Origin of the sequence: Streptomyces sp. AF1A, from assembly GCF_047340315.1 — a bacterium.
In the GTDB taxonomy this organism is placed as follows: domain Bacteria; phylum Actinomycetota; class Actinomycetes; order Streptomycetales; family Streptomycetaceae; genus Streptomyces.
Map to the genome: position 1 here is coordinate 71,210 of NZ_JBLEBI010000009.1, position 20,078 is coordinate 91,287.

A 20,078-nucleotide genomic window follows, 5' to 3' on the forward strand; every position below is an offset into this window, starting at 1 on the left:
CAATATGAAGAGCACGAAGGGAGTGCAGGGGCCGCCGCCGGCTCAGATCGATGAACCTCGCCGGACCTGGCCAAGCAGCTCAGCGGCGCCCGCAAGGACTGGACGAGCCTCCAGACCCTCCTGGGTGCCTCCCATCGGACGGTGGACGACGCACAGCGACGTGACGACCGTTATGGGCAGCCACGCCGTTCCGGTCGGCACCCGCCTGGCCACCTTCAGCCGGTGCCCCAACACCTGGCGAGTCCTCACCGCTACGCGGGCGTCAGCGCCGGCTTCCGATGGACCGATCCGACAGGCACGGACATACCCGTGGATGTCCTGGTGGCCGAAGGCGTCCGATTCGAGGGCGACGCCGCCGTTCGAGAAGCCCGCCTGCCGCTGAGAGCACTCCGGGGCCCATTCGACTGCTGACCGCTTCCTTCGAACATGGCCCCGGAGTGGATCTGGAGGAAAAGCTGCCCCTCTGGCCAGCACTCGGATCGCTGCAGGGAGAATGGCGGCCGGTGGCGGCATTCACGGGGTGACAACGGCATGGACTCTTTCGAGTTGGGGCGGTTGACGGACCATGACTTCGAGGTGGTCTGCCGTGACCTGTTCAGCGATGTCCTCGGCATCCCCCTGGAGATCTTTCCTCGCGGCCGGGACCGAGGCATCGACCTGCGGCACACCGGCCCCTCGGGGACGACCGTTGTGCAGTGCAAGCACTGGCCGCGCGCGACCCAGGCGACGCTGATCAGGCGCCTGATCAAGGATGAACTGCCCAAGGTCCGCGCGCTGGCACCCGACCGTTACATCGTCGCCACGACGGTCGGTCTGACCGTCGACGGCAAAGAAGAGCTCTGCGATGCCTTCGCCCCGTACGTGCGCGACACCGGCGACCTGTACGGCGTGGATGAGATCGTCGCCGAGCTCCTGCGCCGTCCGGACCTGGTCCGTCGGCACTTCCGGCTCTGGCTTAGCAGCACCTCCGTCCTTCAGACCGTGCTGAACCAGGACCGGTACCTGCGCTCGTCGTGGCTTCAGAAGCGGCTACCGGGCATCGCCGACACCTTCGTCCCGCACGAGGGCTTCGAGCGCGCCAAGCAGCTTCTGGACAGCCAGCAGGTCTGTGTCATCGCTGGCATCCCCGGGGTGGGCAAGACGACAGTGGCGCTGATGCTCGCGGCCTGGCTGATGGGCAACAGCTACGAGGTCCACGAGATCTCCCAGGACGTCGACGAGATCGGGACCCTTTGGCGCGACGACACGCGGCAAGTGTTCCTGTACGACGACTTCCTGGGAAGTACGACCCTTGATACGCCGTTGAACAAGAACGAGGACAATCGCCTGCTGTCAGTGATCCGGGAGATCCAGGAGAGGCCCGGCAAGGCGCTGGTGATGACGACCCGCGACTACCTGCTGGAGCACGCCCGTCTTCGGCACGACCGGCTGGCGGAGCCGGACGTGTCGGACGCGGTCACTGTGATCCGGCTGACCGACCTGGATCTACAGGTACGGGGCCAGATCCTCTATAACCACGTCCACCACTCTTCTCTGCCGCTGAATGACAAGCGCCGGTTCGCCGATCCGGTGGTCTGGCGTCCGGTGGTCCAGCACAGGAACTTCAATCCGCGTCTGGTCGAGGAGACCCTCCGGTTGTCCGCGCGCCGGGGTCAGGACGTCGGCGCAGCGATGCTGGAGAACCTGGACGATCCGGGCCGCGTCTGGGAGCGCATCGTGGAGAACGAGCTGTCGGACGCGGCCGTGCACATGCTGGAGGTGCTGTTCACCTTCAGGTCCGCACCGTTGGAGGACCTTGAGGAGTCCTGGCACTGGTACCGCGAGGAGATGGACCAAGCGGCGGACGGCCGGACGTTCCGCAGGGCACTGCAACTGCTGGACGGCACGATGATCACTATCGAACAGGGACGGGTCGCGTTCCACAACCCATCGATCGAGGACTACCTTCGCTTTCACCTCAACGCCGGCCGAGCCCATTTCCTGGAGCTGATCAGGGCCACCGTCCAGGGAGAACAGTTGCGCCGACTGGTCGCGGCGGCGCGCATGGCCGACGGCGCAGGGATACTGGCCAGACTCAGGGAGCACGAGCTGGCCGTGACCGCTGCCGCCCATCAGATGGAAGACGACCTGGAGATGGAGCTGTTCGATGAGGACGAGAGCCTGTCAACCCATCTGGAGTGGGCCCTAGGGGCAGCCGAGTTGCTGGACTCGGCGTCACTGGCCGCGTACGTGACCAAGAAAACGCTCCCCTCATTTACGCACTTTTCGCCCATCTCACACTTGGTGAGCCTGGCCAACTCGCTGAGTGCAAGCCCGCTGGTGCCGCAGGAACATGCGGAGCGGTTCGTCGAAGAACTGACCGACCGGATCCAAGCCGAACTGCTGGAGAGCGCCGAAGTCGGCGACTGGTACCGGTCCAGCACTCTGTACGACCAGCTGCAGTCGATACCGTCGGCGTCGGACCGTGAGCCGGTGACCCCAGTCCTCGTGCGGTGCGCCTTGCAGGAGCTGCGCCGATTGGCCGCCGAGCCGGAGCAGGAACCGCATGCCGCGAACCTGGAACTGATGACAGAACTGCTGGACTTCCTCTGGGAGCAGGAAGCCGAGGATGAGCTGCCGGAGGAGTTCGCCGTCGTACAGGACCGTGCCGAGCGTGTGAGAACAGCCCGGGATGCCGAGCAAAACGAGAGGCTCCGGCAGTATCAGGCCCAGCGGGAACCGGCCGGGCGTTCCGATGAAGCACGCGATCGCGCGCTCGTCACCGAGCTGATGCGCAAGCTCGAGGACACGCCCTGAGATCATTCCCGCTGGGAGCCATCTGGGAGCCAACCCGCTCCCCGAGCCCCTTCGACACCACCCGACACCACCGCACCCCAACGCCCTGACCAGGCAAAACAGCAAACAAGCCGGTGCCGAGCACGCCCGAACCTCATTCGGGACGAAGAGGTCGTGGGTTCAAATCCCACCACCCCGACGCTGGTCAGAGGCCCGTTCACGTGATCGTGAATGGGCCTCTGACGCATGTACAGCAGCAGAGCACAGCAACCGCTATGAATCTTGCCGACCGTCCATGTCCGACGGGTCTTCCTGCTGGCGCCGCCCCCTCTTCTTGGCGTCCTTCTGCTTGCTGCCGCCCAGGGCCTTCCCCAGCTTCCGGAGCGCCCGCCGGGTCTCCGAGGAGGGCACGTGGGCGTAGGCCTCCATCGTCACCGCGATCTCGGAGTGGCGAAGGATCTGCATGGCGATCCGGGGGTGGACGTCGAGGGCCGCCAGCAACGAGGCACAGGTGTGCCGGGTGTCATGCACACGGATCTGCCGCACCTTGGCACGCTCGCACCGCCGGTTGAACTCACGGGTGAAGTTCCGGGGCTCCACCGGGGTGCCGTAGCGGGTGGTGAAGACAAGATCAGACTCCGTCCTGAGACAGGTCGAGGCCTACAGCCGCGAGATCTGCGGCTACTCAGAGATCGACTACGAGCGCAACAAGGCTCTGTGGCTCAAGGAGCAGCAGCCGGCCAAGCTGGACCCGGCCGCCATGGACCCAGCTCGAACAGTTCGAGAGCCAAGCCCGAAGCCGCGGAGTCACGCCCACAACGTTTCGACGCATCACCGAGGCGCTGAACCTCAGCGGCTCGCATCACAACGACTTGCGGCAGTTGCTCATCAGCAGCCGGCCGGAGCAGTACGAAACGCCCCTGTGGCCTATCTCAAAGTCAGCCGCGATGGTTGCCATCAAGGACGCGAGAGGGGCTCGTCGTCTTGTAAGAGTCCGAGCCCCGGGACGGTGCGTCATACGGAGTTCAGCCGCCAGGCCATCATCCCGCTCGCCTCAGGCTTGCCTTGCGCATCGATACGTACTTGCTTGCCAGCCGTGAAGCGTTCAAACACGACCGATCGGTCGCACGAAACGGTCTTCCTCGCCGCGGTCTTTCGAGGCGTGAAAGTGATCTCCGCTGTGCCCATACCGGCGCAGACCACTGTCAGCATGTAGGTGTGTCCAGCTGAGAGATCGGGCTGCGTGTGAATCCCGTCGGATACTCGCTCCATTCCCGACTCAACCATCGACTCATCCTGCTTGGTGACGGAATCGAGAGATGACTGCGCCTGTTCGGTGAGCTTCTTCTCCACTGACGGTCCCGCGCTGGACTGATGAGACGGTGCCGCGGAGCGATCCGGCGCAGGGTCCTTATCAGAGGTACACGCCGCCAGGCTGAGCACGAGAACCAGTGCGGTGCCAAGGAGCCACTTGGATGCCGGCCTCATGAGGAGGTCTCCCAATACTTCCAGCCCGTCTCACTCGTCGGCAGAGTAGCCGTGCCGCTCTTGACGAGGGTCGGGCTTCCGCACCCGTCGCCCCTGCGCCGCCACTTCTTCCACGAGATCTTGTAGCCCCACGAACCATACTGCAAGTGTCCGTACTTATGCGTCGCAATGTTGTGGGTGTAGTTGTGCCCGGTCGTTATCGTGACGCTTCCCGCCACCTTGACGTTGATGCTCGACTTGGCCTTGGCAAGTACCACGCCGGCCTCGGCTTCCGCACCGACTGAGATCTCCATGGAGACCGTGCCGCCCTTCGTGACACTCACCATCATGGTGCCGCCAGGGCCATCCTTGTACTTCGTGCCGTTCCACCACGCCGGTACGTGATAGTTCTTCTTTGACGTGATCTCGATCCAGGTCTGCGGGCCGTCGCAGTCGTGAGGGTTCACGACACCGGTGGCCTCGCCGTCCTCCCAGCCAGGACGGTCGTTAATGTCGTCCCCGTCCTGCACGGCAACATCATCCGTGGTCACGGCCTGCTCCAGGCCGCCTGCCGCAGGCGAGGGCAGCTCCTCGTCCGCGATGGCGGTGCCCACGGTTCCCAGGCAGAGCAGGAGCGCGGTGCCGGACGCGAGGGCGGTTCGACGCATGCCGAAGCCCATGTGTTCCCCCATTCAGGTATCCGCCTTGGTCACTGGCGGCAACCAGGACGCTACAGATCAGTCATGCGCACATCAAGCAGATGATGTCATTTCTGAGCTGAACTTCAGCTATGTACACCGTCACTGGATTGGCGGTTTGCCAAGGCCGCGCAGATGCCTGCCACCAATAGGCGCGAACGTTGTCGACCAACGCCGAAACTCGGCGACCAGCCAGCCCCGGCCTCATCCCTATCAGGTCGATCACGGGTCGCCGTCGGCATCGGTCAAGCCACTCTGAGCCCCGTTCACATCCCGCCACCCCGACGCCGTAGTACCAGGTCAGGGGCCTGACCCGCACCCAGGTGCCGACCGCACCGATGTAGAATGACTTCTCACGCCCAACTCTGGTCCGCCCCCACCAAGCACTGCGAAAAATCGTCCGTCTCAGACCTTGCGGGGGCCGCTGCCAGGGCCGACGCGCGGCGACTGTCAGGACGGTCGGGTAGCTGCCCCGCTTCCACGTTTCAGGTGTTCGTTGATGTGCCGCAGGCGTTGTCAGGCGGCAGGGTCGGTGCCGTCGCCGAGTGGGTAGTGCAGGGCGGGGCGAGCGGCGGGGCCGAGTTGGGTCGGGGCGCGGTCCGGCAGGGCGTTGCGGGCATGGCTGATGCCGAGGTCGGCCACGGCGTCCGGGCCGAGGGTGAGAGAGAGCGGGATCGGCGGCGGTTCGTAGTGGGCCGGAGTGGTCAGGTCCGCGCGTGCCGCGCGCAGTTCGCTGATCATGGTGGCGAGGTTGTGCCTGGCCGCGAGGGACTCGGCGAGCCGGGGCAGCCGCTCGATCGGTGGTTTCTCGTCGGCGGCGTAGCCGAGAGCCAGGGTGATGTGCTCCTCTACGCCCTCTTGCGTGTGAGCGATGCGTGAGGTGGCGATCGCAGGGCGGTCGGCAGTGCCTACGGCGACAGCCCAGGCGGGCTGGGCCTGGCGGGCGCGGCTGCGGGCAAGGTCGGTCAGTTGCCTTGGCGACCAAGGGACGTTGACGGGTTCGGCGGTGGCCCATCCGGCCGGCGGCGATCCGGTGAGGGTCTGCCAGGCGTCCTCCAGAGCGCCGCCGAGTATCAGGTGCTCCTGGGCGGGGTGAATGGTGCGGATGGACAGCAGCAGCTGCCGTTCGCCGCCCTTGCCGGGCGGGGGTTGGAAGGCGTCCGCGATCTGCGGGCCCTTGTCGGGAGCCGGGGTGAAACGTCCGTCGCGCCAGTGCAGTACGGCTCCGGAGAGGCCGTCGTAGTAGCCGTTCTCGGGGTGGCGTACGACCCAGCGTGCGGGCATGCGCTCCAGCACGGTGCGGGTGGGCAGGCTCAGCCGGGTCTTGGAGGACGTGACGAGATACAGCTGACGTCGGTCCTGCGCCACGGTTCGCACCGCTTCCGTCAGCCATGTTGCGGCGGCAACGACGGGGCGGTCGTAGATGACGACGACGCTCTTGTCGGTCAGCACATCCGCATCGGTCAGTACGTCCACGTCAGCGGGCGGGACCGTCACCTCGCCCGTGGCCGGGACGGTCACGACGTCGGTGTGGGCTTCCGGCGGCCATGTGGTGTCGCCGAGCAGCGTTGTCAGGCGTCCCGCGACCGAGCCGGCGAGCAGCCTGGCCTCTGCGATGGCGGTGGACGCCCGTACCTCGGTCCACCACACCGGTCCCTCTGCCTGGATGCCGAGTCCCAGCAGCCGCTCCGTCTCGCCCGGCACTTGCAGGTAGCGGGGGGCCTCCACGGAGACCAGGAGCTTTCCGTCGTCCGTGCACAACTGGGCCACGGATCCCCCAGCTGCCCGGTTCACGCGCAGGTCCGGGCCGCCGGCGTGCAGTGCGGCCAGTAGCGTCTTGATGTCCGGCATCTGCGGGGTGAGGGCGATGACGTCCTGGGGCATGTGTTGCTTTCCGTTCTCGGCGGACGCGACGATCCGGAGCGAACGCTCCTGCTGATCACACCGTGATGTCCCGAAGCCCGGCGAGCGGGTTCCGCCCGTGCTCCTTCACGTACTCGTTCCAGTAGGACACGACATCTTCGGGGTGCACCAGGAGGTAGTAGTCCCAGAAGTCGAGCAGGACCCTGTCGCGCTGCCAGTCCGAGAGGTGGTCGTCCTCGCCGACCAGGTCCATGCCGTAGGCGTAGGCACCGACAACAGTGTGTTTGAGGCCGTCCCAGGTCTGGTGCTGTGCGTCGGAGCCGTTGATGCCCAGGAGGTTGTCCTCAAGGGTGCCCAGGCCGAGGAAGCCGCCCCAGAGGCCGTCCTTGACGAAGCCGTCCCACGCCCAGCTCTTGATGCCATGGCCCCACCAGTCCATGCTCCAGCGGTCGTAGGTGCGGCCCTCGGGAGCGCCCCACGGCAGGTCCGGCATGGACTCGAGTTGGTCGACGCTGATGCCGTACGTACCGCCCTCGTCGCCGACGGGGCGGCACAGCGCCGGGCTGATGGCACCAATCTTGACCGCCGCGTCATGCTCCGCCTTCTTGAAGCCCGCGACGGCCTCCGCCACGCCGTCCATGAGGGCCTTGTGCTCCTCGACCTTGGGCTGGTCCTTGGTCCAGTCGTCGTCGCCCTCGACGCTGTCGACGAAGGCGATCGCCCTCTCCTTCAGATGCTTCAGGCGCTCCGCGTACGGCTTCGCTTCGGCGACGAAGGTGTCCAGGGCGTCGGCGAGGGACTCGATGTGGCCGGCGAACTCGTCCGCCGTGTCCATCACCGGCTGGGTGGAGGAGAAGAGTTGGTCCGCCTCCGGCGCCTTGTAGAACGCGGCCGTCGCCTGGAAGCGCGAATGGACGTCCTGGCCGGCGCTACGGATGCCGACCGCGTGTTTGCGCAGTGCGGTGACCGCTTTGGTCAACGCGTCGAAGTCGCCGGTGTACTGGGGTATCCCGCCTGGCTCGATCGCGCCGCCTGCGTCCCTTGCCCACCGGGAGCCGCGAGGTGTCGGCTCGGCCGGCGGCGCGTCCTCGGGCCGGGACACCGGGCCACGGCTCGCCGCGCACGGGCCGTGGCTTTGGTGGTGCCTTCTTCGGTGGCGGAATGCCGGCTAACCGGCCTGGTCGCGGAGTGGATTGGTGTCCAGGACGACCTGATGGTGAACGAGTTTCCACTGTCCTGCGGTGTGGTGGAGTGTCGAGCGGTACTCGCCGCTCTCCTCGATCGTCGTGCGTGGGGCCGCCGACGCGTCGCCCGGCAGGACCACGAACTCCTCGAAGAGCGCCTCCACCGTCGCCCGCTCCCCGTCGATGTCCACGATGTGCCCGTGGATGAGGGCCCGGCCCCGCGCCCCTGGCGGGAACGCCTTGTTGGTCACGGCGTCGGCGATTTCCTGACGGCCTGTGAGGGTGAGGAACGCCTCCGGCGTGCCGGAGTTGTTCCAGGCGATGTCGACCGTGCCGTCGGCATCGAACAGCAGGGCCAGCGTGGCGCCGTCGCGGCGGTTGACCGCTCGGGCGTAGCGCGCCAGCACCTGCTGTATCCGGTGTTCCTCGCTCATGCGTGAGCTCCTTGTCGTCTCTGCGGGTGAAGGGTGCGGGCCGGAACGCCCCCTCGCGGTGAAGGCGCTCCGGCCGTGGCCGGGATCAGGTGAAGTTGGCCCCGCCGTCGACGAGGAACGACTGGCCGTTGATGTAGGCGCCGTCGTCGGAGAACAGGAAGGCCACGGTTCCGGCGAGGTCCTCGGGCACGCCCAGTCGCGGCGACCGTACGGTCGTGAGGATCTCCTCCCGGAACTTCTCGTCGGTCGACGCGAGAGCGGCCCCGGTGAGGATCACGCCGGGCGAGACCAGGTTGGCTCGGACGCCGTGCTTGCCTCCGACCGTCGCGGTGTGCCGGGTGAGCCCCACCAGCCCGCTCTTGGCGGCCTGGTAGGCGACGCGTACGTTCTCGCCCATCCACACCGCGCTGGACTGGGTGTTGACGATCGAACCGGTGCCCTGCTCCATCATGATCGGCAGCGCGTGCCGGATGCCGTACATGTAACCGGTCAGGGTCACGTCGATCGTGTGCTGCCAGACGTCCAGCGGAACGGAGGTGACGTCGACGTCCCGGCCGAGGGTCCCCGCGGAGAGATCGGCGGCCACGTTGTACAGACCGTGCAGACCGCCGAAACGCTCCACCGTGAACGTGATCAGGTCCTTGTACGACAGTTCGTCGGTGATGTCGAACCCTCGTGCCACAGCGGTGCCGCCGGCAGCGGTGATCGTGTCGGCGACGGCCTGGGCGCTGGATTCGTTGAGATCGGCGGCCACGACCTTCATGCCCTCTTCCGCGAGCCGGATCGCGGTGGCTCCGCCGATGTTTCCCACGGCCGCTCCCGCGACGATGGCAACCTTGTCCTTCAGTCCTCGCATGGTTCTGCCACTTTCTTCTTCTCAGGTGTTGTCGGTCGGCCCCCGGGTCGTCCGGACATGGGGCGCGGTGGGGCGCCGGTGAGCGGACGGTCACCGCTCAGGGGGACGTCAGTCCCCCAGGAACGGGTAGTCGGTGTAGCCCGTGGTGCCGCCGTAGAAGGTGGCCGGGTCGGGCTCGTTGTACGGCCCTGCCTGCGCGATGCGGCGCGGCAGGTCGGGGTTGGCCAGGAAGGCCTCGGCGAACGCAACGACGTCGGCAAGGCCGGAGTCCAGGGCCTCGCGTGCTTCCACGTGCGGCGGCCGCGACGTCTCCTGGGCGTGCGGATTGAGCACGAGCTTGCCGGGCCACAGGGCGCGCAGCTCCTGGGTCAGACGCCGTCGGCCGGGCCACTCCCGCAGGTCGACAAAGGCCAGGCCAAGAGGCGCGAGCGCCGAGAAGAGCGCCCGGTACAGCGCTTCGGTGTCGACCTCTTCGATGCCCATGATCGGTGAGGCGGGCGAGATGCGCAGCGCCGTACGCTCCGGACCGATCGCTTCGGCGACCGCCGCGACGACCTCCACGGCGAAACGGATCCTGTTCTCGATCGACCCGCCCCAGCGGTCGGTGCGCAGGTTGGCCTTCGCGCAGAAGAACTGCTGGATGAGGAAGCCGTTGGCGCCGTGCAGTTCGACCCCGTCGAAGCCGGCGTCGACGGCCAGGCGGGCGGCGCGGACGAAGTCGTCGATGGTGGCCCGGATGTCCTCCTCGGTCATGGCACGGGGCACCGGCATGTCCCGCATGCCGCTCGGGGTGAAGATCTGTTCCGGAGTGCGCACCGCGGAGGGCGCGACCGGGGTGAGGTCGTTGTCCGGGCTGAAGACACGGCCACCGTGCATCAGCTGGGCGTAGATGACCGCGCCGGCGTCGTGGACCGCGTCCGTGACCTGCCGCCAGGACGCCGCCTGCTCGTCATCGGTCAACAGGGGAGTGCCGAGAAACGACTGCGCCTGCCGGCTGGGGTAGATCGCCTCGGTCACGATCAGGCCGGCGGATGCCCGCTGCCGGTAGTACTCGGCCACCTGCGGGGTCGCGGTGCCGTCGGTCGCCACACGGTTGCGGGTCATCGGGGCGAGGGCGAAGCGGTTGGCGAGCTTCGCGCTTCCCAGGACGATCGGGCTGAAGCCATCGAGCATGGTTCTTGACTCTCTTGGTCGCGGTGGAGCGCAGGGCCGGGCCCGCTGTGCGGGGCGAGGGCCCTTTACTTGCTACGTCAAGCAACCATCCTCCGAGATACTTCCTTCGTCAAGGAAGTAATATGGGAGCGTGAGTGACTCCACAGACGAACGGCCGACGCCCCTGACCGCCGACGAAGAGGCGGTCGTCCGCGCCCTGGCCCGGGTCATGTATGCCCTGCCGCGCGCCATCGACCAGGACATGCGGCGAGAACAGCACATGCAGCTGATCGACTACACCGCGCTGATGCATCTGTCCGAGGCCCCGGACAGGCGGTTGCGCATGAGCGCCCTGGCGTCCGCCTGTGAGCTGTCGCTGAGCGGGATGTCCCGGCTCGCCGCCCATCTGGAAGGCCAGGGCCTGCTCCGGCGCGTGAGGGGCGAGGAGGACGCGAGGGTCACGTACGCCGTCCTCACCGAGACGGGTTTCGCCCGCGTGGAACAGGCCTGGCCGACCAACCTCGCGAGCGTTCGCCGGCACTTCCTCGACCATCTGGAGGGCATCGACCTGACCGTCCTGGCCAAGGCCTTCCAGCAGACGGCAGCCCACAGCGACCCGGAACCGAAGGGGGAGCACCACGGAGCTCGTCCGGCGACGGCCTGAGCCCAGTGCCCCGCGTGTCCAACTGCGTGGCGACGTGGACGAACAGCCGCTTGCGGCGGTTACGTCGCCACTCGGTCAGTGGCCACCCGGAGACACCTCACCGGCCGACGCCCGCCCCGGCGGAACGCATACGGCGAGACCTCCATCAACTCCAGAGCGTGTGGCCCACCAGAGCGACCGCAACGTCAACAGCCGTGAGCCGAACGGTGGTCCAGCTACCCAGAACGACGTGACTCGGCCCGCGCGACTCCGTCTGCAGACGCATGGACGTCTCGTAAAAAGCCACCAGGGGAATCAGCAGCCGGAGGAACAGGCGTGGCGCCGCGAACGACGCTGCCCGAGCACCCCAAGAGTTCACTCTCTCCCCCTTCCGGCCCTCATGCAGCATTGCTTCGGGCCCGCGTGCGTCCCCGGGCAGTCCCGGGGCAGTCCCGGGGCAATGGCCCACCCTGGGGAAATCAACCCTCGTGACCGTGGACGCCGACGACGAGCGGCCACCGCCAGGTCGGGACGACCCGGGCGGTGGCCTTCGCCGGAGGTGAGGTCAGCTGGTGAAGTACAGGTACTTCCAGGAGCCGTACGTCGTCGTGTTGACGTTGTCGCCCGAGGAGTTGTTGATGTACGACGAGCGAACGCGCGCCTTGATACCGGACGTGCCGGGGGCGCCCAGGCTCACGGCGCACGTGCCGTTCGAGGCGAGCTTGAAGTACTGCGGGCTGCCCTCGGCGGTGTACCACTTGCCGTTGTAGTAGACCTGCAGGTCGATGCGCTCCTTGCGGCCCGGGTAGTACGACATGGTCGTGGTGACCAGCGGCGAGGTCTTCTTGTGGAACCAGTAGTACGTCGTCGAGCCGATCTTGGCCGTCTTGTAGTTCTTGGACACCACGGTGGAGTTCTTCACGTGGGCGTAGCCCGTGGACTTGACCGTCTTGGGCTTGTAGCGGGCGTCGCCCTTGAAGACCGCGGTGACGTCGGTGTCACGGGTCATGTCGACCGTCGCCGAGATGTTGCCGTGCGAGTCGACCTTCCCCGTCCTGATCAGCTTGTCGGGCCTGTCGCCGCCGTAGGGGTTGGCCCAGATCTCGACCGTGCGGTTCGTGTACGTCGTACCGAGGTGCGCCGTGAACTTCACGTCGGCGCCGTAGGCGTACACCTTGCCGTTGTTGTTCAGGCTCAGCGAGGTCGAGGCGCGGGAGACGCGTACACGGTCGACCCGTCGTCCGAGACCGCGAGGTCGGTGACGCCGGTGACGCCGGCGACCGAACCGAGGACGCTACCGGAGTAGTCGGTGGCCGTGACGGTGCCGTTGGTGCTGTCGCCGAGGAACACCCGGTTCACGGCGCCGTCCACCGCGAGGCCGCCGGGCGAGGTGACATGGGCGGCCGGAGCGGCAGAGGCGGTGCCGACCGCACCGAGGCTCAGCGCCGCCGAGCCGAAGAGGACCGCGAGAGCCGTCGCGGTCGAGATGCTGCGCATACGCACAGTGCTGTTACCCCCACAAGGAAACCCGGTGCGCGACCGGGTAGATGAGTGCGCCGCGCAGCACCCGGACGTGAACCGCTGGACTGCGGTGACGCGCGGGGCGCGGCTGCTGGAGGCAGCGTATGGCATGCCTGTGACAGTTGAGGAGGGGGTTTCGGTGCGGGCCGCGGGGGGCTTGCCTGGCTGCGGTGACGGATTATGGCTGCCTCAAGCAACCATCGTGGGAAGTGAGCAGCATGAAGAGCCGGCGCGGCACCTCAGTGCCGTCCGGCCGGTGCGGCGGGCGCCGGTCCGCGAGGGGCCGGTCCGCTGCCAGGGTGCGCCCGGCCACGGGCCGGCCTCCGCGGGAGCGGCCGTGGCCTCACGTCTCGGCGAGGCCCAGCTGACGCAGCATGCCGAGTTCGTCGCTGCTGCCCCAGCGTTCGACGAGCTTGCCGTCGCCGTCGAAGCGGCTGATCTGCATGCCGCGGTACTTCACTTTCTTGCCGGTCGCCGGCCGGCCCAGCAGGGGGCCTCGGTGCGTCCCGGTGATGGTGTAGGCGAAGGCCAGTTCGTCGTCGGTGGCCATCAGATGCTCCACCTCGACCTGCAGGTCGGGAAAGGCGGTTCGCAGCTCGCCGAACATGGCCTTGTAGCCTTCGGGCCCCGGCCCCTGTCCCGGGGCCGGATCATGGTCGACGGAGTCGGGCGCGACGATCTCGTCGAGGGTGTCGAGGTTGCCGGTGACGACGGCCTCCGCGAAGGCGGTCTGCGCGGCGATGTTCGTTTGCTGGGACATGGGCACTCCCCGGGCGCGTGTGGGCGGCCGGTCCGTCCGTGGGCCGCGGTGTCGAGCGGAGTCCACGCGGTACGCCGTACTGCGAACGTACACCGGCCACGCGCCCCCAGCATGTCCACGCCGCGGGCCGGCCGCAGGCCGCAGGAGCCGCCCGCCCGCCACGGAGGACGCCGCGTCACGCCGCGCGGAAGACGGGCCCGCCGCGGCCGATGAGTTCCGGGGCCCGGTGGGGTCTGCCTGTGCACAAGGGAAAGCCGCGCACGAGTTCCGTGAGGGACCGCGCACGAGTTCTGTGAGGGGACCATGACCACCCACGCACTACCGCCCGTCGTCGACACCGCAACCTGGGAGCGCCGGCTCGCGGCGCTGCGCGCCCGGGAGAAGGCCGCGACGCGGGAGCTCGACGCCATCGCCGCGGAGCGTCGCCGCCTGCCGATGGTCGAGATGCCCGACTACACCCTCGAGGGCGAGGACGGCCCCGTTCGGCTGGTGGACGTCTTCGAGGGCAGGAGGCAGTTGATCACCTACCACCACATGTGGTTCGCCGGCCAGGAATGGCAGTGCCCGGGCTGCACGGGGTTCACCGCGCAGTACACCCGGCTGGAGTTCCTGGAGAGCTACGACGCGCGGTTCGTCGTCATCACCCAGGGCCCGATCGAAGAGGCGCTCGCCTACAAGCGGCGGGTCGGCAACCGGATGACCTGGTACTCGAGTGCCAACAGCCCGTTCGGCGCCGACGTCGGCGCGCCGCCCGGCGGAGGATTCGCGGTGAACGTGTTCCTGCGTGACGGCGACACCGTGTACCGCACCTGGCACACCGACGGCCGGGGCACCGAACAGCTCAGCCACACCTTCGCGCTGATCGACCTCCTGCCGTACGGGCGGCAGGAGGAATGGCAGGACTCGCCCGAGGGCTGGCCCCAGTCGCCCACCTACAGCCGGTGGGCGACCTCCAAGGACATCGCCGCGCTCTACGGCCCTGACGCGGCCTCGGACCACGGCTGAAGACCCCGTACGGCCCCAACCGCTCCCGAGCAGAGACCTCCCAGGGGCACTGACCTCCCAGGAGCAGAGACTGCCCGGGAACGGGGCTGCCCAGAAGCTGGTACTGACCAGGACCAGGGGCTGCTCAGGCGCAGAGATTCACGTGCCGGACGGCCAGGACGTGCCCCGCCGCGTCGATGAGGCGGCTGCGAGAGAGGTGCCCGTTGGACACCGCGCTGGTGATCGCCGAGGCGATCGCGGACGTCTGGGAGCCGACGTTGCCGCCCAGGTCGAACAGGACCATGTCGGCGCCGGAGCGCAGGGCCTGGACGGCGGCGGAGGAGACGCTGAAGCCGGCGGCGGAGATCGCCTTCGCGCTGAGCGAGTCGGTGACCACCAGCCCCTTGAAGCCCAGCTTGCCGCGCAGCTCGGTGCTGATGACGGTGGGTGACAGGCTCGCCGGATTGGTGCCCAGGCCCGGCACGACGTTGTTGGAGACCATGATGGCCGGGGCGCCGGCCTTGATGGCCGCGGTGAACGGCGGGAGGCCCACCTTCTGGAGGGTGGACCAGGGCAGGGTGCGGGCGGGGCCGAAGTCGGAGTTGTAGGTGGAGCCGCCGAGGCCCGGGAAGTGCTTGACGACGGGTATCACGTTTCCGGCGCGCAGGCCGTTCATGTACGCGACGCCGTCCTTGGAGACCACGGAGGTGCTGCCGCTGAAGGACCGCCATCCGTCCGGGTTGGTCTTGCTGGGGGCCACGTTCCTGCCGTCGACGTCGACGACCGGCGCGAGGTCCATGTTCACCTGGGCGGCCGCCATCTTGGCGGCGACCTTCGTGACGTTCTGCTGGATCTGCGCGGGGGTCCAGTGCGAGCCCATGTACGAGGCCCAGGGCAGGTCCCCGACGAGGTTCGCCATGCGCTGGATGCCGCCGCCCTCCTCGTCGGTCATCACCAGCAGGCCCCGGTGTCCGGGTACGTGGGACTTCAGCGTGGTCAGCCGGGACCCGAGGTCGGACGGCGCCTTGCTGCCGAACAGCACGACGCCGCCCGCGCCGGCGCTCACCTCGGAGGTGGCGTCGGACACCGAGGTCTCCGACACCGGGACGGCGATGGTCAACATGGCCAGCCGGCGGTTCGACCACCCGGCCAGCTTCGAGCTGTTCGTACAGGTGGCGGTGGTCGTGGTGGTCATGTCCGGAGTGAAGGACGACGGGGTGTGAGAAGGGGTGGCCGACGAGGTCGGGGGCACGCCGGAGCCGCTGGTGGGCGTGGACGCGCGCGGCGACGCGTGTGGGGTGCCCGAGCCGCAGCCGGCGAGGAGCATCGCTGCCGCGGCGGCAGCGATGCCCAGTCTCCGTGCGCTCGGCGCCCGGCCGGGGAGTCGGGGCGGGGCTGTCGCGCTTCTGCGGTCACGGTACGACGGGGGATTCATCGCCCGGCCTCCTTTCGGAAGACGCGACGGTACCCCGTCGCGCTGAGGGCCGTAGGAGCATGAGTCGGCTGTATGCAGCGTGGGATGCGTGCGGACCCGCTTTTGTTCGCGGGCCGGGATGGACGCCTGCCCATGCTCTCGCGTTTCGCAGTCGCCCGTAAGTCGAGCCGGCGGGCGCCGGGCCGCTCTCCGGCCCTCGCCGCGCCGGTCGCCTCGGGCGCTCGCCTCGGGTCGGGGCGGGCTGGGCGCCGGTGGCGTCGGCGGGGACGCTCTCGCCGGGCCCTGGGCTCTCGCCGGCGCGGGGTTCGCCCGACGGAGTGACGTGGTCACCGCCACGGGTGTGCGCGGACACGAGCCAGGACCGCGCGTCGCTGCCGCGGGCATGGGTGATCCGTTTCCGTTTCGGCGGGCGCGCGGGGCGCGCTGGGCGTGGGTCTGGGCCGCACTCCCTGGTCGAGAGCGTCGACGCGCTCGGCTTCGTCCTCGCCGCCACGGCGGTGGCCCTTGGCCCTGCGGACGGGGCGCCGCTTGGTCCCGCCCCCCGCCCCGGGCCGTCCCACTCCCCGACCGGGGCCGTTCCCGCTCACCCGTCCCGCCCGACGCCCTCCGCGGCTTTCACTCGGGAAGACCTAGGCTTCCTCTGTAGGAGAAGTAGGAGATTCGTTTCGTTTGTGGGGTCCGTGGCGTCGTGAGGGAAGTCCCGTTGAACTTCTGGTCGATCTATCAGCATGGCTTCGCGCGCGTCGCCGCGTGCACGGGCCACACCGTCATCGCCGACCCGCACGCCAACGCGGAGGCCGTCCTGCACCTGGCGCGCCGGTGTGCCGGGGAGGGGGTCGCCGTCGCCGTCTTCCCCGAGATGGTGCTGTGCGGCTACTCGATCGAGGACCTGCTGCTGCAGGACCCGCTGCTCGACGCGGTGGAGGCGGCGCTGCAGGAGGTGGTGGCCGGATCGGCGGACCTGCTGCCCGTGCTGGTCGTCGGCGCGCCGCTGCGCCACCGGGGCCGGGTCTACAACTGTGCGGTGGTCGTCCACCGCGGGCGGATCCTCGGCGTGGCGCCCAAGTCGTACCCGCCGAACTACCGTGAGTTCTACGAGCGCCGGCAGATCGCGGCGGGCGACGACGAGCGGGGCGGGACGATCCGGATCGGCGGCACGGACGTTCCGTTCGGCGTGGATCTGCTGTTCACGGCGGACGACGTGCCGGGGCTGGTGCTGCACGCGGAGATCTGCGAGGACATGTGGGTGCCGGTGCCGCCGAGCGCCGAGGCGGCCCTGGCCGGTGCGACCGTGCTCGCGAACCTCTCCGGCAGTCCGATCACGGTGGGCCGGGCCGAGGACCGCAAGCTGCTGTGCCGGTCGGCGTCCTCGCGCTGCCTCGCCGCGTACGTCTACGCGGCGGCCGGTCTCGGCGAGTCGACCACCGACCTGTCCTGGGACGGGCAGACCATGATCTACGAGAACGGGCTGCTGCTCGCGGAGAGCGACCGCTTCGCGCTCGGCGAGCAGTTCGCGGTGGCCGACGTCGACCTGGACCTGCTGCGGCAGGAGCGGCAGCGGATGGGCACGTTCGACGACAACCGGCGCACCCACGCCGCCCGCACCGCCGACTTCCGGACGGTGTCCTTCGAGCTGGAGCCGCCGGCCGGTGACCTGGGGCTCAGGCGGCGCGTGGAGCGGTTCCCGTTCGTGCCCGCCGACCCGGAGCGGCTGGCCCTGGACTGCTACGAGGCGTACAACATCCAGGTCGCGGGACTGCAGCAGCGGCTCGCGGCGATCGGCGGGCCGAAGGTGGTCATCGGGGTGTCCGGCGGCCTGGACTCCACGCACGCGCTGATCGTGGCCGCGCGGGCGATGGACCGCGCGGGCCGGCCGCGCAGCGACATCCTCGCGTTCACCCTGCCGGGGTTCGCCACCAGCGACCACACCAAGGACAACGCGCACAGGCTGATGCGCGCGCTCGGCGTGACAGCGGCCGAGCTGGACATCACGCCGACCGCGCGGCTGATGCTGAAGGAGCTGGGCCACCCGTTCGCCTCCGGCGAGCCGGTGTACGACGTCACCTTCGAGAACGTCCAGGCCGGCCTGCGCACCGACTACCTGTTCCGGCTGGCCAACCAGCGCGGCGGCATCGTGCTGGGCACCGGCGACCTGTCGGAGCTGGCGCTCGGCTGGTCGACGTACGGCGTCGGCGACCAGATGAGCCACTACAACGTGAACTCCGGTGTTCCGAAGACGCTGATCCAGCATCTGATCCGCTGGGTGATCAGCAGCGGGCAGTTCGACGAGGAGACGGGCCAGATCCTCGCGGCGATCCTCGACACCGAGATCAGCCCCGAGCTGGTGCCGGGCGAGGAGATGCAGTCCACCGAGTCGAAGATCGGCCCGTACGCGCTGCACGACTTCACTCTCTTCCACGTGCTGCGCCACGGCTTCCGGCCGTCCAAGATCGCGTTCCTGGCGTGGCATGCCTGGCACGACCCGGACGCCGGCGCCTGGCCGCCGAACTTCCCCAAGGCCGAGCGGGTGGCGTACGACCTGCCGGAGATCCGGCACTGGCTGGAGGTCTTCTGCCGCCGCTTCTTCGCGTTCGCCCAGTTCAAGCGCTCGGCCATGCCGAACGGTCCGAAGGTCTCGGCCGGCGGCTCCCTCTCGCCGCGCGGCGACTGGCGGGCGCCCTCCGACGGCAACGCCCGCGCATGGCTCCGCGACCTCGACCGCTTCGACCTGCCGTCCGCGGCCCACTGACCGGCGAAGGCCACCGCCTCTCAGACGTGCGCGAGCCGCAGTGCGCGGAGGATGCGGGCGAGGTCGGTGGGGGCGGCGGCGAGGCGGACCGGGGTGCCTGCGTCGTTCAGTTCGGCGATGTGCCAGGAGCGGGGGACGGTGTCGCCGTCGTCCCCGCGGGGGCGCCGCACGGTCGTCACGGTGAGGCGCTCCACCGGGATCCGGCGCGCCGCGAACCGGCCCGGTCCGGCGTGGGGTGTCACCGCGGGCCCGCCGTCGCCGAGGACGATGTGGGTGCCGAAGCGGTGCGGGTTGTAGTCGGTCTCCTCCAGGAAGCGCGCGGCCAGGAACACATCGCCCTGCTCGGGGGCCTCCGGTGCCGGGGACCGCTCGGGTGTGCACACCCGGGTGCGCCGCCAGGCCCAGGCGAACAGCGCCGCGCTGGCCAGTGCGCCCGCCGCCACCCAGCCGATCACCGGGGCGGAGCCCGGCAGGCCCGCGGGATACCGGTAGCACAGCGGCAGCAGCCAGGCGCCGGTACCGAGCAGGGCGCCCGTGAACGGCAGGGCCGACGGCAGGACCTCGTCGTCGGGCCGGCGGCGCCAGCGCAGCCGTAGCAGCACCTGCGCCCCCGGATGACCGGCCGCCAGCGCGAGCCCGGCCGCGAAGGCGGCCACGCTGCCGCCGGTGATGACGTGCTCGTGCCACACGTAGTGCGCGCCGGCGACCTTCATCACCTCGCCGTGCCAGATGGTCAGCTCGACCCGGTCACCGGCGTGGAACGCCTCAGCGGCCTCGGACGACACGCTCTTGCGCGCCATGGGCCGCCCGTCGGCGAAGTAGATCCAGCTCCGCTGCTTGGGCCCGCGTGCGTCGGTCCGGTCGATCACGGCCGGCACAGTGCGCAGGCAGTCATCGGACACGGAGCCGACCGCACACGGCGCCGCCGCGTGCCACGCCCGCTCGTGCGCCACGGCGCCCGACACGGACCACGCGGCCACGCCCGCCGCCGCCAGCAGCAGCGCGCTCACGCCCAGCCGGCCCGCCCAGCCGCTGCCCACGGCGTCGTCGGTGACGACGCGGAGCCGGTCCGAGGCGGGGGTGCCGTAGCGGCGCAGCAGCCCGCGCAGCGTGGCCAGTTGCCCGGCGAAGTCCGGGTAGTCGCTCGTCGGCCGGGGCAGCGTCCTGCTGTGTCCGTCACGCAGCACCAGGACGACCCGGCGCAGCTCCGGGCGACGGCCCCGCTTCTTGACCCGCAGCCGCAGTTCCGCGACGTCCTGCCAGGGCACGAGGCGCCGCCCCAGCAGCGTCCGCACGTACACGCCCTGTGCGTCCGCCCGCACCAGGCACGTCACCTGGTACAGGCACCACAGCCCCACCACGGCGAGCACCGCCCCGGCGATCGCCCACCCGTCCGGCCACCCGCCCGCCCGCGCGGTCCGGACGCCGGCCAACAGCGCGCCGGCGACGCCGATCCCGACGAAGCTCCAGAGGGTGCGCCTCCCGCGAGGAGGACAATCGAGGTGCCGGCTGTTCATGACCGGCATTGTGGTGTCACTCGCACGACTGTTCCTGTGC

General features: G+C 69.2%; 17 protein-coding genes and 1 pseudogene. 5 read left to right on the forward strand and 13 right to left on the reverse strand.

What is annotated here, in order from left to right; translation table 11 throughout:
• The first annotated feature begins 531 nt into the window (after positions 1–531).
• Positions 532–2,796, forward strand: a complete 2,265-nt coding sequence (locus tag ACLU3S_RS05045) for a restriction endonuclease (protein ID WP_413950498.1) — start codon at positions 532–534, stop codon at positions 2,794–2,796.
• Between the two features lie 252 nt (positions 2,797–3,048).
• On the opposite strand, the gene ACLU3S_RS05050 is transcribed toward ACLU3S_RS05045, so the two are convergent.
• Positions 3,049–3,375, reverse strand: a complete 327-nt coding sequence (locus ACLU3S_RS05050; RefSeq protein ID WP_413950499.1) for a tyrosine-type recombinase/integrase — start codon at positions 3,373–3,375, stop codon at positions 3,049–3,051.
• 43 nt (positions 3,376–3,418) lie between these two features.
• On the opposite strand from ACLU3S_RS05050, the pseudogene ACLU3S_RS05055 reads away from it, so the two are divergent.
• Positions 3,419–3,710, forward strand: a pseudogene (locus ACLU3S_RS05055) (hypothetical protein); the annotation flags it as partial.
• A gap of 79 nt (positions 3,711–3,789) precedes the next feature.
• On the opposite strand, the gene ACLU3S_RS05060 reads toward ACLU3S_RS05055, so the two are convergent.
• The 7 genes from ACLU3S_RS05060 to ACLU3S_RS05090 form a co-directional block, all read right to left on the reverse strand.
• On the reverse strand, positions 3,790–4,128 hold the full coding sequence (locus ACLU3S_RS05060) for a hypothetical protein (RefSeq protein ID WP_413950528.1): 339 nt from the start codon (positions 4,126–4,128) through the stop codon (positions 3,790–3,792).
• A 131-nt stretch (positions 4,129–4,259) separates the two neighbouring features.
• Positions 4,260–4,922, reverse strand: coding sequence for a hypothetical protein (locus tag ACLU3S_RS05065; RefSeq protein ID WP_413950500.1), 663 nt, complete (start codon positions 4,920–4,922; stop codon positions 4,260–4,262).
• Positions 4,923–5,456: 534 nt separating this feature from the next.
• Positions 5,457–6,824: a DUF6177 family protein gene (locus tag ACLU3S_RS05070; RefSeq protein ID WP_413950501.1), complete on the reverse strand. Its 1,368-nt coding sequence runs from the start codon at positions 6,822–6,824 to the stop codon at positions 5,457–5,459.
• Positions 6,825–6,879: 55 nt separating this feature from the next.
• The gene (locus ACLU3S_RS05075) at positions 6,880–7,905 is read right to left on the reverse strand and encodes a hypothetical protein (protein WP_413950502.1); all 1,026 of its coding nucleotides are present in this window, start codon (positions 7,903–7,905) and stop codon (positions 6,880–6,882) included.
• A gap of 66 nt (positions 7,906–7,971) precedes the next feature.
• On the reverse strand, positions 7,972–8,421 hold the full coding sequence (locus ACLU3S_RS05080) for a nuclear transport factor 2 family protein (RefSeq protein WP_413950503.1): 450 nt from the start codon (positions 8,419–8,421) through the stop codon (positions 7,972–7,974).
• 85 nt (positions 8,422–8,506) lie between these two features.
• Positions 8,507–9,277 (reverse strand): SDR family NAD(P)-dependent oxidoreductase, encoded by a 771-nt coding sequence (locus tag ACLU3S_RS05085; RefSeq protein ID WP_413950504.1) that lies wholly within the window; start codon positions 9,275–9,277, stop codon positions 8,507–8,509.
• 108 nt (positions 9,278–9,385) lie between these two features.
• Positions 9,386–10,450: an alkene reductase gene (locus ACLU3S_RS05090; protein WP_413950505.1), complete on the reverse strand. Its 1,065-nt coding sequence runs from the start codon at positions 10,448–10,450 to the stop codon at positions 9,386–9,388.
• A gap of 130 nt (positions 10,451–10,580) precedes the next feature.
• Here ACLU3S_RS05090 and ACLU3S_RS05095 point away from each other — a divergent pair, with 130 nt between their 5' ends.
• Positions 10,581–11,093 carry a MarR family winged helix-turn-helix transcriptional regulator gene (locus tag ACLU3S_RS05095; protein ID WP_413950506.1) on the forward strand — a complete coding sequence of 171 codons (513 nt, stop codon included), beginning with the start codon at positions 10,581–10,583 and terminating at the stop codon, positions 11,091–11,093.
• 544 nt (positions 11,094–11,637) lie between these two features.
• Here ACLU3S_RS05095 and ACLU3S_RS05100 read toward each other — a convergent pair.
• The 3 genes from ACLU3S_RS05100 to ACLU3S_RS05110 form a co-directional block, all read right to left on the reverse strand.
• Complete coding sequence (locus ACLU3S_RS05100; protein ID WP_413950507.1) at positions 11,638–12,246, reverse strand: hypothetical protein; 609 nt, start codon at positions 12,244–12,246, stop codon at positions 11,638–11,640.
• A gap of 20 nt (positions 12,247–12,266) precedes the next feature.
• Entirely contained in the window at positions 12,267–12,569 is a 303-nt protein-coding gene (locus ACLU3S_RS05105; protein WP_413950508.1) for a hypothetical protein, read from the reverse strand.
• A gap of 367 nt (positions 12,570–12,936) precedes the next feature.
• Positions 12,937–13,353 (reverse strand): ester cyclase, encoded by a 417-nt coding sequence (locus ACLU3S_RS05110; protein ID WP_413950509.1) that lies wholly within the window; start codon positions 13,351–13,353, stop codon positions 12,937–12,939.
• Positions 13,354–13,656: 303 nt separating this feature from the next.
• Here ACLU3S_RS05110 and ACLU3S_RS05115 point away from each other — a divergent pair, with 303 nt between their 5' ends.
• The gene (locus ACLU3S_RS05115) at positions 13,657–14,358 is read left to right on the forward strand and encodes a DUF899 domain-containing protein (protein WP_413950510.1); all 702 of its coding nucleotides are present in this window, start codon (positions 13,657–13,659) and stop codon (positions 14,356–14,358) included.
• Between the two features lie 124 nt (positions 14,359–14,482).
• Here the strand turns inward: ACLU3S_RS05115 and ACLU3S_RS05120 are convergent, their stop codons facing one another.
• Positions 14,483–15,532, reverse strand: coding sequence for a glycoside hydrolase family 3 N-terminal domain-containing protein (locus ACLU3S_RS05120; RefSeq protein ID WP_413950511.1), 1,050 nt, complete (start codon positions 15,530–15,532; stop codon positions 14,483–14,485).
• Between the two features lie 943 nt (positions 15,533–16,475).
• Here ACLU3S_RS05120 and ACLU3S_RS05125 point away from each other — a divergent pair.
• Positions 16,476–18,521 (forward strand): NAD(+) synthase, encoded by a 2,046-nt coding sequence (locus tag ACLU3S_RS05125; RefSeq protein WP_413950512.1) that lies wholly within the window; start codon positions 16,476–16,478, stop codon positions 18,519–18,521.
• Positions 18,522–18,541: 20 nt separating this feature from the next.
• On the opposite strand, the gene ACLU3S_RS05130 is transcribed toward ACLU3S_RS05125, so the two are convergent.
• Positions 18,542–20,038 (reverse strand): PH domain-containing protein, encoded by a 1,497-nt coding sequence (locus ACLU3S_RS05130; protein ID WP_413950513.1) that lies wholly within the window; start codon positions 20,036–20,038, stop codon positions 18,542–18,544.
• Positions 20,039–20,078: the final 40 nt, after the last annotated feature.

Coding starts and splice junctions, on each gene's coding strand:
- ACLU3S_RS05070 (WP_413950501.1), bottom strand. CDS start 6,824: ATGCCCCAGGACGTCATCGCCCTCACCCCGCAGATGCCGGACATCAAG.
- ACLU3S_RS05120 (WP_413950511.1), bottom strand. CDS start 15,532: ATGACCACCACGACCACCGCCACCTGTACGAACAGCTCGAAGCTGGCC.
- ACLU3S_RS05045 (WP_413950498.1), top strand. CDS start 532: ATGGACTCTTTCGAGTTGGGGCGGTTGACGGACCATGACTTCGAGGTG.
- ACLU3S_RS05085 (WP_413950504.1), bottom strand. CDS start 9,277: ATGCGAGGACTGAAGGACAAGGTTGCCATCGTCGCGGGAGCGGCCGTG.
- ACLU3S_RS05080 (WP_413950503.1), bottom strand. CDS start 8,421: ATGAGCGAGGAACACCGGATACAGCAGGTGCTGGCGCGCTACGCCCGA.
- ACLU3S_RS05090 (WP_413950505.1), bottom strand. CDS start 10,450: ATGCTCGATGGCTTCAGCCCGATCGTCCTGGGAAGCGCGAAGCTCGCC.
- ACLU3S_RS05065 (WP_413950500.1), bottom strand. CDS start 4,922: ATGGGCTTCGGCATGCGTCGAACCGCCCTCGCGTCCGGCACCGCGCTC.
- ACLU3S_RS05115 (WP_413950510.1), top strand. CDS start 13,657: ATGACCACCCACGCACTACCGCCCGTCGTCGACACCGCAACCTGGGAG.
- ACLU3S_RS05105 (WP_413950508.1), bottom strand. CDS start 12,569: ATGCGCAGCATCTCGACCGCGACGGCTCTCGCGGTCCTCTTCGGCTCG.
- ACLU3S_RS05130 (WP_413950513.1), bottom strand. CDS start 20,038: ATGAACAGCCGGCACCTCGATTGTCCTCCTCGCGGGAGGCGCACCCTC.
- ACLU3S_RS05110 (WP_413950509.1), bottom strand. CDS start 13,353: ATGTCCCAGCAAACGAACATCGCCGCGCAGACCGCCTTCGCGGAGGCC.